This is a genomic window from Rhodospirillales bacterium RIFCSPLOWO2_02_FULL_58_16 (assembly GCA_001830425.1).
Classification (GTDB): domain Bacteria; phylum Pseudomonadota; class Alphaproteobacteria; order Rhodospirillales; family 2-02-FULL-58-16; genus 2-02-FULL-58-16.
In genome coordinates, this window is record MIAA01000052.1 from 111,749 (window position 1) to 124,223 (window position 12,475).

Sequence of the window (12,475 nt, forward strand, 5' to 3'; positions counted from 1 at the left end):
CCCGTTTCCCGGGCCTCCGCGACGTGGAGGAAACAAATGGAAATGCTGATGATGATGATCGTTTTCGCCGGTCTCGGCGTCGTTGTCGCGCTTGCCGCGCAGGTAGATCACTAAGCGACTGATTGCCGTATGGCTCGGGGGTCGCCTTCGCGACTGCGGAGGCGGGCGGTTTCGTTTGTCCGACAGCCGGACAGGCACGCGCCTTGACGTGCGGACATCCTCTCCCTAAATTTCACGAACACAGTTTTATGGGAGCACCAAAATGCCTAAGCAGGTTAGCGACGATTCCTTTGACGCCGATGTGTTGAAATCCTCAACGCCGGTCGTCGTTGATTTCTGGGCCGAATGGTGCGGCCCCTGCAAACAGATCGCCCCGGCGCTCGAAGAGCTGGCGAACGAGCTGCGCGGCAGGCTTGTCGTGGTCAAGGTCAACATCGATGAAAACCCGATGACGCCGTCCAAGTACGGGGTTCGCGGCATCCCGACGCTGATGATGTTCAAGAACGGCGAAGTCGCCGCCACCAAGATCGGCGCCCTGCCCAAGAGCAAACTGGTGGAATGGGTCGAATCGGTCCTTTGATGCGCCGCTTTATGCTGATGTCGACCGTCATCGCCTGCGGACTATCCTCGCCGACGGCGGCAAACGACGGCAAATACGCCCTTTGCTATGAAAAGGGCGTCGCGGCGGACTGGGGCCTTTGCATCGATCTGACGCCGGAGATCGCCGCCGCCCACCGCCGGGGCGACAAGGTGGAAAATTTCGGCTCCTGCATCCCCGAAGGAACAACCGATGATCAAGTCCGCTCGACTCTGAAGAAGTGGCTGGCCGGTCGGCCCGCCTATAACCGCTACAGCGCCTACAGCACCATCTCCGGCGGGCTTTCGGTCATCTATCGCTGCAAGTAGCATCCCTCAACACCGCCCCCGCCAGGTAGAGCGAGCCGCAGACCAATATTCGGGCCGGAGCGGGGAATGAGTTCACTATATCCCTGATCGCTGCGGGCGCGTCATCGGCGGACTTGGCGTCCATCCCCAGATCAAGCCCCCGGCGGGACACTTCCTCGGCGGTCAGGCTGCATTCCTCGCCGGGAATGGCGACGGCGCGCAGGGTTTTGACCGTCCCCGCCAGAGGCTCCAAAAACGCCGCCGGGTTCTTGCCCTTTATCATCCCCATGACCAGATGCAAGGGTTTGTCGCTCCAACTGCGCGCCTGGACCGCCAGCGCGGCGGCGGCGGACGGATTATGACCGCCGTCAAGCCACAATTCCCAGTCCGTCGGCAGCATTTCGGCCAACGGCCCCCGGCGTAGCCTTTGCAGACGCCCCGGCCATATTGCGCCCGTCAGCCCCTCGGCGACGGCGCCGTCCGTCGCCGGGAAACCGGAGAGTCTTCGCAGACAGGCCACCGCCATTCCGGCGTTTTGTATCTGGTGAGCGCCGACCAGTCCCGGCGGCGGGAGTCGGCGGATTGTCCCATCTTCCTCATAGATCATGGCGTCGCCCTCCCTTCGGACGCGCCACTCCCTGTTTTGCGCATAAAGCGGGGCGCCGACTTCAGCGGCCCGCCGGGTAATCGCTTCCATCGCCTCCGGGTCCTGGGCGGCGATTACGCAGGGAACGCCCGGCTTCAGGATTCCCGCCTTCTCGCCGGCTATTTCCGCAAGAGTGTCGCCCAGGAATTGCTGATGATCAATGGACACCGGAGTAATGGCGCATAAGGCCGGGCGTTTTATAACATTGGTGGCGTCCAGCCGCCCGCCGAGTCCGGTTTCCAGCAACACTATGTCGGCGGCTTGCCGCGAGAACGCCAGAAAAGCGGCGGCGGTGGTGATCTCGAAGAAAGTGACCGGCTCGCCGTCGTTGACTTTTTCGCATTCCTCCAGCAGGTCCCGCAACATGCCGTCGCCGATCTCCTCGCCCGCCGTCAGGATGCGCTCGTTAAAGCGCACCAGATGGGGCGAGGTATAAACATGGACCTTGTTGCCGGCGGCTTCCAGACAGGCTCTTAAACAGGCGATCAGCGATCCCTTGCCGTTGGTTCCGGCGACATGCACCACCGGGACCGGCAGGTCTTGAGGACGGCCCAGCCGCTCCAGCAACCTTTCAACGCGATCCAGCGATAAATCTATGGTCTTGGGGTGCAGATGTTTCAGGCGCTCAAGAACATCCGGATTATTCAGCGGGGCCGTCCTCTCCGGTCATCAAGGATGATATGTTGCCCTTCATATTGCTTATGACATTCCCGGCGGAAACCGAGATGGAAAGCACATCGGCGGCGGGCTTCGGATTGCGCAGCAGGGACAATACGCGGATCAGGGTCTCGCGCAGTTCCTGACGGTGGACCACCATGTCCACCATCCCGTGTTCAAGCAGATACTCGGCCCGCTGGAATCCTTCGGGCAGTTTCTCGCGGATGGTCTGTTCGATGACGCGGGCGCCGGCAAAGCCGATGATCGCTCCCGGTTCGGCGATGGCGATATCGCCGAGCATGGCGAACGAGGCCGACACGCCGCCGGTAGTGGGGTCGGTAAGGATGACGATATAGGGCAGGCCGGCTTCCTTGACTTCCTCAATGGCGATGGTGGTGCGGGGAAGCTGCATCAGCGACAGAATGCCCTCCTGCATGCGGGCGCCGCCGGAAGATGGAATAACGATCAACGGCGCGTCCTGGACTATTGCCAGCCGGGCCGCCGCCAGCAACCCTTCGCCGACGGCGACCCCCATGGAGCCTCCCATAAAATCGAAATCAAAGGCGGCGATGACGACGCCCGCTCCTCCCATCTTGCCGTGGGCGACGACGAGGGCGTCCTTGTTGCTGTTTTTGTGTTGGGCGTCTTTCAGCCGGTCGCTGTATTTTTTAAGATCGCGGAACTTCAAAGGGTCCGTCGGCATGTCGCCTAATTCGATGATCTGGTACATGCCGTCGTCAAACAGCATAGTCAGCCGTTGTTTGGCGCCCATGCGCATATGATGGCCGCAGTGTCGGCACACCCACAGGTCTTTTTCCAGATCGCGGTGGAATATCCTCTCCTCGCACTTGGGGCATTTGCGCCACAAGTCGTCGGCGGTGTCTTTATGTCCGCCGACCAGTTCCCGCAACTTGGGTTTGACGAATTGTTTAAGCCAGTTCATTTTCGTATGCCTTCACTAAGGTCATGGACCAATCCCAGCACGGCCCGAACCATGCCGGGTCCGGGCGAGCCGTCGGCGTTCAGGTTTTCCGTCACCTTGTCAACCAGCGCCGAGCCGACCACCGCCGCGTCGGCTATCTTCGCCACTGCCGCCGCCTGCGAAGGAGTCCTGATGCCGAAGCCGACGGCGACAGGCAGTTCGGTATGGCGTCGCAACCGCCCGACGGCCTCGCTTATATCGGAAAGGGCGGCGGACTTGGCGCCGGTGACGCCGGCTATGGACACATAATAGACGAAACCGCCGGCGTGTTCGAGAACTTTGGGCAGACGCTTGTCATCGGTGGTCGGCGTCGTCAGGTAAATCAGGTTGATCCCGGCGTCTTTGGCCGGAGTCAGCAGTTCCCCGGCCTCTTCCGGCGGCAGGTCAACGATGATCAGTCCGTCAACGCCGGCCTTCGCCGCATCGCGGACAAATCTTTCTTTGCCGTAAGCATAGACCGGATTGTAATACCCCATAAGCACCACCGGCGTTTGATCGTCGCCCCGGCGAAACGCATCCACCATCGCCAAAGTCTTCGCAACGGAAGCGCCGGCGTTCAGCGCCCGTCGGGAACTCGCCTGGATCGCCGGGCCGTCGGCCATGGGGTCGGAGAACGGTATGCCCAGTTCGATGATGTCGGCGCCGGACTCCGGCAGACGCTTGAAGATTTCCAGCGAAGACGCAAAATCAGGGTCTCCGGCGGTGATGAAGGTAATCAGACCGCCCCGGCCTTCGGCCTTCAGGGCGGCGAACCGTTGGGCGATGCGTCCGCTCATCGTTTGCCCTCGTCATAAGCGGAAATGATCGCCATATCCTTGTCGCCGCGCCCGCTCAGGCCCACCACCATCAGATTGTCGGTAGGCATTTTACCGGCAATCCTGGTGACATGGGCTACCGCGTGCGCCGATTCCAGCGCCGGGATAATGCCTTCCAGGCGGGTGCACAGGTGAAAGGCCGCCACCGCCTCGTCATCGGTTGCCGAGACATACTCAACGCGGCCCGTGTCGTTCAGCCACGAGTGTTCGGGACCGATGCCGGGATAATCCAGTCCGGCGGAGATGGAGTGGGCCTCCTCGATCTGGCCGTCGCCGTCCTGCAACAGATAGGTGCGGTTGCCGTGCAGAATGCCCGGCGCTCCGGCGGACAGGGAAGCCGCATGCTGATTCGTATCAAGACCCTTGCCGGCGGCCTCGACGGCGATGATGCGCACGTCCTTGTCGTCGAGAAACGGATGAAACAGTCCCAGCGCATTGGAGCCGCCGCCGATGCAGGCGACCAGGGTGTCGGGGAGGCGTCCTTCAGCCTTCAGCATCTGGGAGCGGGTCTCCTCGCCGATGACGCGCTGGAAGTCGCGCACCATCGACGGATAGGGATGAGGCCCGGCGACGGTGCCGATCAGGTAATAGGTGGACCGGACGTTGGTCACCCAGTCGCGCAGCGCCTCGTTCATCGCGTCCTTCAGCGTTCCCGACCCGGAAGTCACCGGGATCACCTCGGCCCCCAGCATCTTCATGCGCTGGACATTGGGCTGCTGGCGGTCGATGTCGACGGCGCCCATATAGACGGCGCATTTGATGTCAAACAGGGCGCAGACGGTGGCGGTGGCGACGCCGTGCATTCCGGCGCCGGTCTCGGCGATGATCCGCTTCTTGCCCATGCGCCGGGCCAATAAAGCCTGTCCGAGGCAGTTGTTGACCTTGTGGGCGCCGGTGTGATTAAGGTCTTCGCGCTTGAAATAAATTTTAGCCCCGCCCAGATGTTCGGTCAGCCGCCGGGCGAAATAGAGCGGGCTGGGCCTCCCCACATAGTGAGTCAGATAGTCGCCCAATTCGGCGGCGAAAGCGGGATCGTTTCGCGCCTCGTTATAGAAGCGCTCCACATCAAGAATAAGCGGCATCAACGTCTCGGCGACAAACCGCCCGCCGTAAATGCCGAAGCGCCCGTTATCGTCCGGCCCGGCGCGGTATGTGTTCAAGGTGCTCATGCCGATCTCTCATACTGCATCATCCTTTCTTTAGGAAAGCGGATTGTTACCGTCGTGCCGACGCCGGGCTTGCTAACAATCTCCAGTTTTCCGCCATGCATTTCCGTTAATTTCTTGCTTAACGGCAACCCCAGGCCGGCGCCTTCGTACTTGCGCGCCAGAGAACCGTCGATCTGACCGAAAACAGACATCGCTTTCTTGACATCCTCCGGCGCGATGCCGATGCCGGTATCCGCGACCGCAACCGCCGGACATCCGTCTTCGTCCGTGCCGACCCTCAAGGTCACCTTGCCGCCTCGCGGCGTAAATTTGACGGCATTGGCCAGCAGATTGATGATGACCTGCTTGACCCGTCGTTCATCGGCGAACAGAACGGGGAGCGGGCCTTTAATGTCTATCTCAAACTCAAGGCCTGCTCTTTCGGCGCGTTCCTTGATCAAACGGCCGCACGAGGCGACCACCATGGCGATGTCCAGTTTGCTTTCTTCAAGGGACAGGCCGTCGGCCTCGATCAGCGATACGTCGAGGATGTCGTTGATCAATGCCAGCAGATGCTTGCCGGAATCATTGATGTCTTTGGCATAATCGACATATTCCGCTCTCCCCAAAGGACCGAAGGTCTCGGCCATAAGAATATCGGAAAACCCGATGACCGAATTCAGCGGCGTCCGCAGCTCATGGCTCATGTTGGCCAGGAATTCCGTTTTGGCGAGACTGGCCGTTTCGGCTACTTCCTTGGCTTTGCGTAAAGTCGTCTCGACCTGTTTGCTCTCGGTTATATCGCGGATAAAGGCGGTGAAGAACCGCTGTCCCTGTTGCGGTTGAATGACGGCAATGGCTATTTCGACGGGAAATTCACTTCCGTTTGAACGCATCGCCGTCAACTCGACCCGTCGGCCGAGAATTTTGCTCTTTCCGGTTTCGAGGTATTGATTCAAGCCTTGGCGATGCTTGTCCCGAAAGCGGGGAGGGATGATGAGATCGGCGATATTCTTCCCTTTTGCCTCATCGCTCCGGTAGCCGAACGTCTTCTCGGCGGAAGGGTTGAATTCCAGAACATTTCCCCCTTCGTTAATGGTGATGATTCCGTCAAGCGCGGACTTCAAAATGGCGTCGTTGCGCATCTTGCTGTCGGTAAGTTCTCTCTCCGCCTGTTTCCTTTCAATCGCCCGCCCCAACTGGGAACCGATGTCGTTCAGCGCCATCAACAGCGCATCGTCGGGTTCTTTGGCATCATTGGAAAAGAACTCCCAAACCGCCACTACCTTCGTTCCCGTCAGCACCGGAAAAGCTAGGCCGGCCTTGATGCCGATGTCTTTCGCCGTCGCCGCCCTGGGGAAATTGGGATCTTTTGTAACGTCGGTGATCCAGGCCGGCTTGCCGTCAACCAGAACACGTCCGGGAAGGCCGACTCCGCCGCTGAATTCAGACTGTTCGGTGATCTTGCGGAACAGGGCGAAGCGTCGGGGATCGTCCAAATGCCAGATTTTCGTCGGGATCAGTGTCTCGGGTTTTCCGGGAGACAGCACATATATGTGCCCGACCGGCCAGCCCGTATATTCACAAATGCCGTCAACGCAGGTCTGCATGAATTCCTCAACGGTCGCCGCCTCGTTGGCCGATAAGGCAACCGAGTGCAACAAGTGAACAAGCGCCGTTTTTTCCCGCAATATCTCACGGTAGGAGGAGGATTTGTCGATCTTGACCATAGAACTCTATAGCATAAGCCGCTCAGGAATTGGGAGTCCCTACATTTTCCCGCCGGAACTGTAATTGCTCCCTGCGTTTGGCGGCAAACGCCTCGCCGCCGTCTTCTTTTGCGACGCCGCGCACTTCCTTGAGGCGCTTGCTTTCCAACGCCGCCCGGCGCATGGACGCCATCTTGTAGATATCCTGCGGGTCTTCCGCGCCGGCGCGCCAGGAGGCGAGTTGGCTTTGGCGTACATTTTGCGGGTCCTCGCCTCGGGCGACGGCGCGGGCAAGCCTCAGCCGGGCGTTGAGTTGGTCCGTGCGCGCCATGTCGATCTGGACCGGGGAGCGGGGGGGCGGCGGATTTTCCCTCTCGGCTGCGGCGCTTTGAACCGGGGGGCGGACGGGCGGCGAAGCATCATTTCCGCCGCCGGCGTTCCGACGCGCCTCGTTCCACAACTTGATGACTTTCATCTTGTAAGGGCGATTACGTTCGGGCGTAGCCGAATGATAATTGGCGACGGCCTCGGTCCATGAACGGGTGGACGAATAAAGGGTCTGGAGAAAGTTCGAGGCATAAGCGACATTGCTGTACGGATCAAAAGCCTGCTCCAGGTCCTTGAACGCTTCGCTGTGGTAATGCAGGTTGATCTGCATGCAGCCGACATCAATGTTTTTGACGCCCTTCTCCCAAAGTTCGAGAACCTGGGTGACGGCGTCGTCCTTGGTGGCGAAATACCAGTTATCCGTCCCGGAAGTAACGGTCCACGGCCAGGCAACATTTGCCTTGCCGGCGGCGTCCCAGACGCCGGACTCGGCCAGGGAAACGGCGGTAAGAAGATGCCTCGGGATGTTGGCCCGCCGCTCGGCCTTGGCCGTTTGTTCGGCGCATAATTTCCCGTTCTTATCAATGGGTTGAGGCACAGAAGCCGAGGCTGCGCCCGCCGCCATGATAATGCCCGTCAACAGGCCCGCCTGAATTTTATTAAGATAATGCATAATGCCGTTGTCCACGTTTCCCGAAGGGAACAATGCAACGGACGTGCCACCTTGCTCAGGCTTTAAGTGCTCTGAGGTCAGTCGCCGACATGGCTCGGATCAGGCCGCCGATTTTTTCGGCCAGGGCGGGCAGGCCGGGGCCGCGCTCGATGGTCTTTTCGTTCATGTACAAGGCGCGGTTGATTTCGATCTGAAGGACATGAACGCCGTCCTTGGGCGAGCCGTAATGATATGTCGTAAACCCGCCGGAATAGGGATCGTTGCGCCGCACCGCGAATCCCATTTCCTTGAGGGCGCGCTCCGCCGTTTCGCTGATGATCGGCGCGCAGGAAGCGGCGTGATGATCGCCCAGCACCATATCGACGCGCCTGCGTCCGGGATCGCTGTCCATGGGGCCGCCCACCGAAGGCATGGAATGGCAGTCGATCAGCAGGCACGCGCCGAAGCGCCGCCGGGTCGATTCAATTAATCCGCGCAACGCACGGTGATAGGGATCATAGCAGGTCTTAATGCGGGCCTCGGCGTCGGCGAAGCGCAATTTACCGGCGTAGATTTCCTCGCCGGTGGCGACCACCTTGGCGACCGAGCCAAGTCCCGAAGCGACCCGCAGCGACGTCGTGTTGACATGGTCCGGCAGCCTGTCCTCGAACATATTCTGGTCCAACTCATAGGCCTCGCGGTTGGGGTCCATGTAGGACCTGGGGAAATCGGCAAGCAAAAGCGGAGCGCCCAGCCCGGGTGCGGCGGCGAATATCTCGTCAATGAAGGCGTCCTCGGACAGCCTTAATTTCAGGGCGTCAAGCCGGGAGGAGGCAATAAAGCCGCTCGGATAATTCCGCCCGCTGTGCGGCGAGGAGAAGACCAGCGGCGTCGTCTGCTCGACCGGGGCCAGGATGTTATAGGGTTTGGGCAAAATGATCTCCACATCCAAAAAACATTCGACGACCACCATACGGCGGCTGGAGCGGGTTGCAACCAGATTGAACCGTCTGCGCCGGAGCGATTTTGGGTCGTGGGCAGGAGAATGGCGCAGCCCGTAGCGGGCACTACGGGCAAGCCTTTCGACGAACCCACGCCCCAAAAGCGCCCGGCCCTTCGGGTTGCGATGCGGCGGGCACCCGCTTCGTTGCGCCGCTCAACCGATGCTTTTGCATCGCTTTTCGCGCCGCGCCTGGCGGATCGCCTCGCCGGATCGAAACGCAGATGATCAAATCTGGTTGCAAACCGCTCTAAGCAGGACTTGCCAACGCATCATGATCGGAATAAAAAACTCCGGACGGGCGCGTAGCTCAGCGGGAGAGCACTACGGTGACATCGTAGGGGTCGTAGGTTCAATCCCTACCGCGCCCACCATCTAATTTTTTGACCACGCTGCAAGCATAACGCGTCCATGCCTGATTTCGAACTTGAAGACGCCGCCGCCGACAAAGTTATCGCCGGCGTTGACGAGGCCGGGCGCGGGCCTTGGTGCGGGCCGGTAGTGGCGGCGGCGGTAATCCTTGATCGCGCCGCCCTGCCCGATGAGTTGCTGTTCGGCCTGGATGATTCCAAAAAACTGAAGCCGCATCGGCGCCGACAACTTTTCGCGATGCTGCCGTTGTGCGCCCGCATCGGCGTCGGACGCGCCGAAGCGGCGGAGATCGACGAGATCAACATCCTGCAAGCCGCGATGCTGGCGATGAAGCGCGCCGTCGCCGGCTTGGGCGTGGTCCCGGACCTGGCGCTGGTCGACGGCAACCGCGCTCCCGACCTGCCCTGCCCGACGCGCCCGGTAATCGGGGGCGACGCCAAGAGCCTGTCCATCGCCGCCGCCTCCATCATCGCCAAAGTGACCCGCGACCTGATCATGGCGGAGCTGGCCGAATCCTTCCCCGGCTACGGCTGGGAACGCAACGCCGGCTACGGCACGGCGGAGCATCAGGAAGCATTGAAACGCCTCGGCGTCACCGCGCATCACCGCAAAAGCTATAAACCCATAATCAAGATATTGGGCCGAGATAGCGCCTGACTCATAGGCGTTGAGTCGAAGTCATCCGCCTAACCCCTTGAATCCATTTAATTGTTGACGGGGAATCGCCGTTGACTCATTTTGCCTGACCATGGGCAGAGATAAAAAGACGCTACCGAATAAAATCCTTCTCGGCGATTGCGTCGAGCTGATGAACGCCATGCCCGAGAAATCGGTGGATATGGTTTTCGCCGACCCGCCGTACAATCTCCAACTGACGGGTGAGTTGCTGCGTCCCGACAACACCAAAGTGGACGGCGTCGATGATGACTGGGACCGCTTCGACGGGTTCAAGGCTTACGATGATTTTTCCCATGGCTGGCTGAAGGCGGCCAACCGGGTGCTCAAGCCCGACGGAACCCTGTGGGTGATCGGCAGCTATCACAACATCTTCCGCGTCGGCGCCGTTCTCCAGGACCTGGGCTACTGGATTCTCAACGACGTGGTCTGGCGCAAGACCAATCCCATGCCCAATTTTCGCGGACGGCGCTTCACCAACGCCCACGAGACCATGATCTGGTGCGCAAAGGACAAGAACTCGCGCCACTGTTTTAATTACGAGGTGATGAAGAACCTGAACGAGGATATTCAAATGCGCAGCGACTGGGAGATTCCCATCTGCACCGGCCACGAGCGCCTCAAGATCAACGGCAGCAAAGCCCACCCCACCCAGAAACCGGAGGCCCTGCTGCACCGGGTGGTGCTTTCTTCCACCGCTCCCGGCGACGTGGTGCTGGACCCCTTCTTCGGCACGGGCACCACCGGCGCCGTCGCCAAGCGGCTGGGCCGCGCCTTCATCGGCATTGAGAGAGAACCCGCCTACAAAAAAATGGCGGCAAAACGCATCGCTCAAATCAAGGAGATCGACTCTATGGAACTTATTCACACTCCGGCGAAACGCGACCAGCCCCGCATTCCCTTCGGTTGGCTGGTGGAGCGGGGCCTGTTGTCGGTGGGGGCCGTCTTATTTGACCAGCGCCGCCGCTACTCGGCCCGCGTCCGCGCCGACGGCTCGTTAATCACCGACGGTTTCAGCGGCTCCATCCACAAGGTGGGCGCCCATCTGCAAAAGGCCCCCGCCTGCAACGGCTGGCAGTTCTGGTTCGTCGAGATCAAGGGCGAAATGATCCCCATTGAGGTCTTCCGCCAGAAATTAAGGGCGGAACTGCATTAACCACCCCGATGTGACTTATACCAAAATTATGAGGGGAGGGGAGGTTGCCCCCGTGCGTTCATCGCAGGGAATAAAAAGTGAACATGACCGATAAATTGATATAATGCAAGGACTAATATCTTGCTCAGGCGCGGACGGCGCCTCTGTGGTTAAAAAACGGTATTTCGCTCAAATCATCGCCATTCCGCCGTTGATGTGCAAAGTCTGTCCGGTGACGTAGGCCGACTCCTCGCCGGCGAGGTAGACGACGCCGGCGGCGATATCATCGACGGTTCCCAGCCGGCCGCAGGGAATGCCGGCCAGCAGACGAGTTCTCTGCTCGTCGGACAGCGCCTCGGTCATGGCGGTCTGCACGAAGCCGGGAGCCAGACAGTTGATGGTGATCCCCCGCGAGGCTACCTCCTGGGCGATGGCCTTGGTCATGCCGGTGAGCGCCGCCTTGGCGGCGGCGTAGTTGGCCTGTCCCGGATTGCCGACGGTTCCGACGACCGAGGTGATGGAGATAACTCGCCCCCATCGGTTTTTCATCATCCCCTTGAGGCACGCCCTGGTCAGTCGGAAGGCGGCGGTGAGATTGACATCCAGCACCGTCTGCCAGTCTTCGTCCTTCATCCGCACGGCCAGTCCGTCGCGGGTGACGCCGGCGTTGTTGACCAGAATATCCACCCCCCCCATCGCCGCTTCAGCGGCGGCGACCAAGTGTTTGGCGCCGTCTTCCAGGGATAAATCGGCGGGCGTCACATAGGCGCGTTGCCCCAGGCCGTCGGCCAATGCCGTCAGCGCCTCGACGCGGGTTCCCGACAGCGCCACTGTCGCTCCCTGGGCGTGAAGGGCGCGGGCGATGGCGCCGCCGATGCCCCCCGAAGCGCCGGTGACCAAGGCTCTTTTTCCGCTTAAATCGAACATGATGATTATTTCCCCCCTGCTCAAATCGTCTTCAGGAATTCCTCGATTTCACTCGGCGCGCCGATGGCCGTCGCCGATAATTCGCGGTCGATGCGCCGGGTCAGTCCGCTCAACACCTTGCCGGCGCCGACCTCGATCAAGGCGTCAACGCCGCAGTCTTTCATATACATCACGCTCTCGCGCCAGCGCACCATTTTGGTCACCTGTTCCACCAGCAGGCGGCGGATGACGCCGACGTCGCTTACCGACCCGGCGGTGACATTGGCCACCAGTTCAACCGAGGGCGCCGACATGACGGCGGCGTCCAGAGCCTCGGCCATGGCCTTGGCCGCCGGTTCCATTAACGAACAATGGAAGGGGGCGCTTACCGGCAACATGACGCAACGCTTGGCCCCCATCGTCGCGGCGAGTTCGACGGCCCGCTCCACCGCCCCCTTGCAACCGCTGATCACCACCTGGCCCGGCGAGTTGTCGTTGGCGGCGGCGCATATCTCATCGCCGCAGCAGGATTTTTCGGCGATGGCCTTGACGGCGTCCAGTTCCAG

The 12,475-nt window shown here is 60.6% G+C and carries 12 protein-coding genes, 1 tRNA gene and 1 pseudogene (1 of these 14 only partly in view); 5 read left to right on the forward strand and 9 right to left on the reverse strand.

Annotated elements, in window-relative coordinates; all coding sequences use genetic code 11:
* Positions 1-262 precede the first annotated feature (262 nt).
* Both A3H92_12215 and A3H92_12220 read left to right on the forward strand, forming a co-directional pair.
* Positions 263-580 (forward strand): thioredoxin, encoded by a 318-nt coding sequence (locus A3H92_12215; GenBank protein OHC73312.1) that lies wholly within the window; start codon positions 263-265, stop codon positions 578-580.
* Positions 580-906, forward strand: a complete 327-nt coding sequence (locus A3H92_12220; protein OHC73313.1) for a hypothetical protein — start codon at positions 580-582, stop codon at positions 904-906. Before A3H92_12215 ends, A3H92_12220 begins: the two co-directional genes overlap by 1 nt.
* Here A3H92_12220 and A3H92_12225 read toward each other — a convergent pair.
* From A3H92_12225 to A3H92_12255, 7 genes are read right to left on the reverse strand one after another with little or no spacing between them, the layout of a single operon-like run.
* Positions 887-2,179, reverse strand: coding sequence for a bifunctional folylpolyglutamate synthase/dihydrofolate synthase (locus A3H92_12225; GenBank protein ID OHC73314.1), 1,293 nt, complete (start codon positions 2,177-2,179; stop codon positions 887-889). The two genes, A3H92_12220 and A3H92_12225, sit on opposite strands and share 20 nt — an antisense overlap.
* Positions 2,172-3,131, reverse strand: a complete 960-nt coding sequence (locus tag A3H92_12230) for an acetyl-CoA carboxylase subunit beta (GenBank protein OHC73315.1) — start codon at positions 3,129-3,131, stop codon at positions 2,172-2,174. Before A3H92_12230 ends, A3H92_12225 begins: the two co-directional genes overlap by 8 nt.
* Positions 3,128-3,946, reverse strand: a complete 819-nt coding sequence (locus A3H92_12235) for a tryptophan synthase subunit alpha (protein OHC73316.1) — start codon at positions 3,944-3,946, stop codon at positions 3,128-3,130. Before A3H92_12235 ends, A3H92_12230 begins: the two co-directional genes overlap by 4 nt.
* Positions 3,943-5,154: a tryptophan synthase subunit beta gene (locus tag A3H92_12240; GenBank protein ID OHC73317.1), complete on the reverse strand. Its 1,212-nt coding sequence runs from the start codon at positions 5,152-5,154 to the stop codon at positions 3,943-3,945. Before A3H92_12240 ends, A3H92_12235 begins: the two co-directional genes overlap by 4 nt.
* The gene (locus A3H92_12245; GenBank protein OHC73318.1) at positions 5,151-6,863 is read right to left on the reverse strand and encodes a hypothetical protein; all 1,713 of its coding nucleotides are present in this window, start codon (positions 6,861-6,863) and stop codon (positions 5,151-5,153) included. The genes A3H92_12240 and A3H92_12245 overlap by 4 nt, the downstream gene beginning before the upstream one ends.
* A 22-nt stretch (positions 6,864-6,885) precedes the next feature.
* Positions 6,886-7,875, reverse strand: coding sequence for a hypothetical protein (locus A3H92_12250; protein ID OHC73319.1), 990 nt, complete (start codon positions 7,873-7,875; stop codon positions 6,886-6,888).
* 22 nt (positions 7,876-7,897) lie between these two features.
* Positions 7,898-8,794: an N-formylglutamate amidohydrolase gene (locus A3H92_12255; protein OHC73320.1), complete on the reverse strand. Its 897-nt coding sequence runs from the start codon at positions 8,792-8,794 to the stop codon at positions 7,898-7,900.
* Between the two features lie 326 nt (positions 8,795-9,120).
* Here A3H92_12255 and A3H92_12260 point away from each other — a divergent pair.
* The 3 genes from A3H92_12260 to A3H92_12270 all read left to right on the forward strand — a co-directional run bounded on the left by A3H92_12260 (position 9,121) and on the right by A3H92_12270 (position 11,024).
* Positions 9,121-9,195, forward strand: a tRNA-Val gene (locus A3H92_12260).
* Positions 9,196-9,232: 37 nt separating this feature from the next.
* Complete coding sequence (locus A3H92_12265) at positions 9,233-9,850, forward strand: ribonuclease HII (protein OHC73321.1); 618 nt, start codon at positions 9,233-9,235, stop codon at positions 9,848-9,850.
* A gap of 91 nt (positions 9,851-9,941) precedes the next feature.
* Positions 9,942-11,024 carry a modification methylase gene (locus A3H92_12270; protein ID OHC73322.1) on the forward strand — a complete coding sequence of 361 codons (1,083 nt, stop codon included), beginning with the start codon at positions 9,942-9,944 and terminating at the stop codon, positions 11,022-11,024.
* A gap of 168 nt (positions 11,025-11,192) precedes the next feature.
* On the opposite strand, the gene A3H92_12275 is transcribed toward A3H92_12270, so the two are convergent.
* Positions 11,193-11,930, reverse strand: a complete 738-nt coding sequence (locus A3H92_12275) for a 3-oxoacyl-[acyl-carrier-protein] reductase (GenBank protein OHC73382.1) — start codon at positions 11,928-11,930, stop codon at positions 11,193-11,195.
* Between the two features lie 20 nt (positions 11,931-11,950).
* A pseudogene (locus A3H92_12280) lies at positions 11,951-12,475 on the reverse strand (malonyl CoA-acyl carrier protein transacylase); it runs 331 nt beyond the window's last position.

What these genes read in the sequence shown, in the direction of transcription:
- A3H92_12230 (OHC73315.1), bottom strand. Translation starts at nt 3,131, where the DNA reads ATGAACTGGCTTAAACAATTCGTCAAACCCAAGTTGCGGGAACTGGTC.
- A3H92_12275 (OHC73382.1), bottom strand. Translation starts at nt 11,930, where the DNA reads ATGTTCGATTTAAGCGGAAAAAGAGCCTTGGTCACCGGCGCTTCGGGG.
- A3H92_12240 (OHC73317.1), bottom strand. Translation starts at nt 5,154, where the DNA reads ATGAGCACCTTGAACACATACCGCGCCGGGCCGGACGATAACGGGCGC.
- A3H92_12270 (OHC73322.1), top strand. Translation starts at nt 9,942, where the DNA reads ATGGGCAGAGATAAAAAGACGCTACCGAATAAAATCCTTCTCGGCGAT.
- A3H92_12255 (OHC73320.1), bottom strand. Translation starts at nt 8,794, where the DNA reads ATGGTGGTCGTCGAATGTTTTTTGGATGTGGAGATCATTTTGCCCAAA.
- A3H92_12245 (OHC73318.1), bottom strand. Translation starts at nt 6,863, where the DNA reads ATGGTCAAGATCGACAAATCCTCCTCCTACCGTGAGATATTGCGGGAA.
- A3H92_12265 (OHC73321.1), top strand. Translation starts at nt 9,233, where the DNA reads ATGCCTGATTTCGAACTTGAAGACGCCGCCGCCGACAAAGTTATCGCC.
- A3H92_12220 (OHC73313.1), top strand. Translation starts at nt 580, where the DNA reads ATGCGCCGCTTTATGCTGATGTCGACCGTCATCGCCTGCGGACTATCC.
- A3H92_12215 (OHC73312.1), top strand. Translation starts at nt 263, where the DNA reads ATGCCTAAGCAGGTTAGCGACGATTCCTTTGACGCCGATGTGTTGAAA.
- A3H92_12235 (OHC73316.1), bottom strand. Translation starts at nt 3,946, where the DNA reads ATGAGCGGACGCATCGCCCAACGGTTCGCCGCCCTGAAGGCCGAAGGC.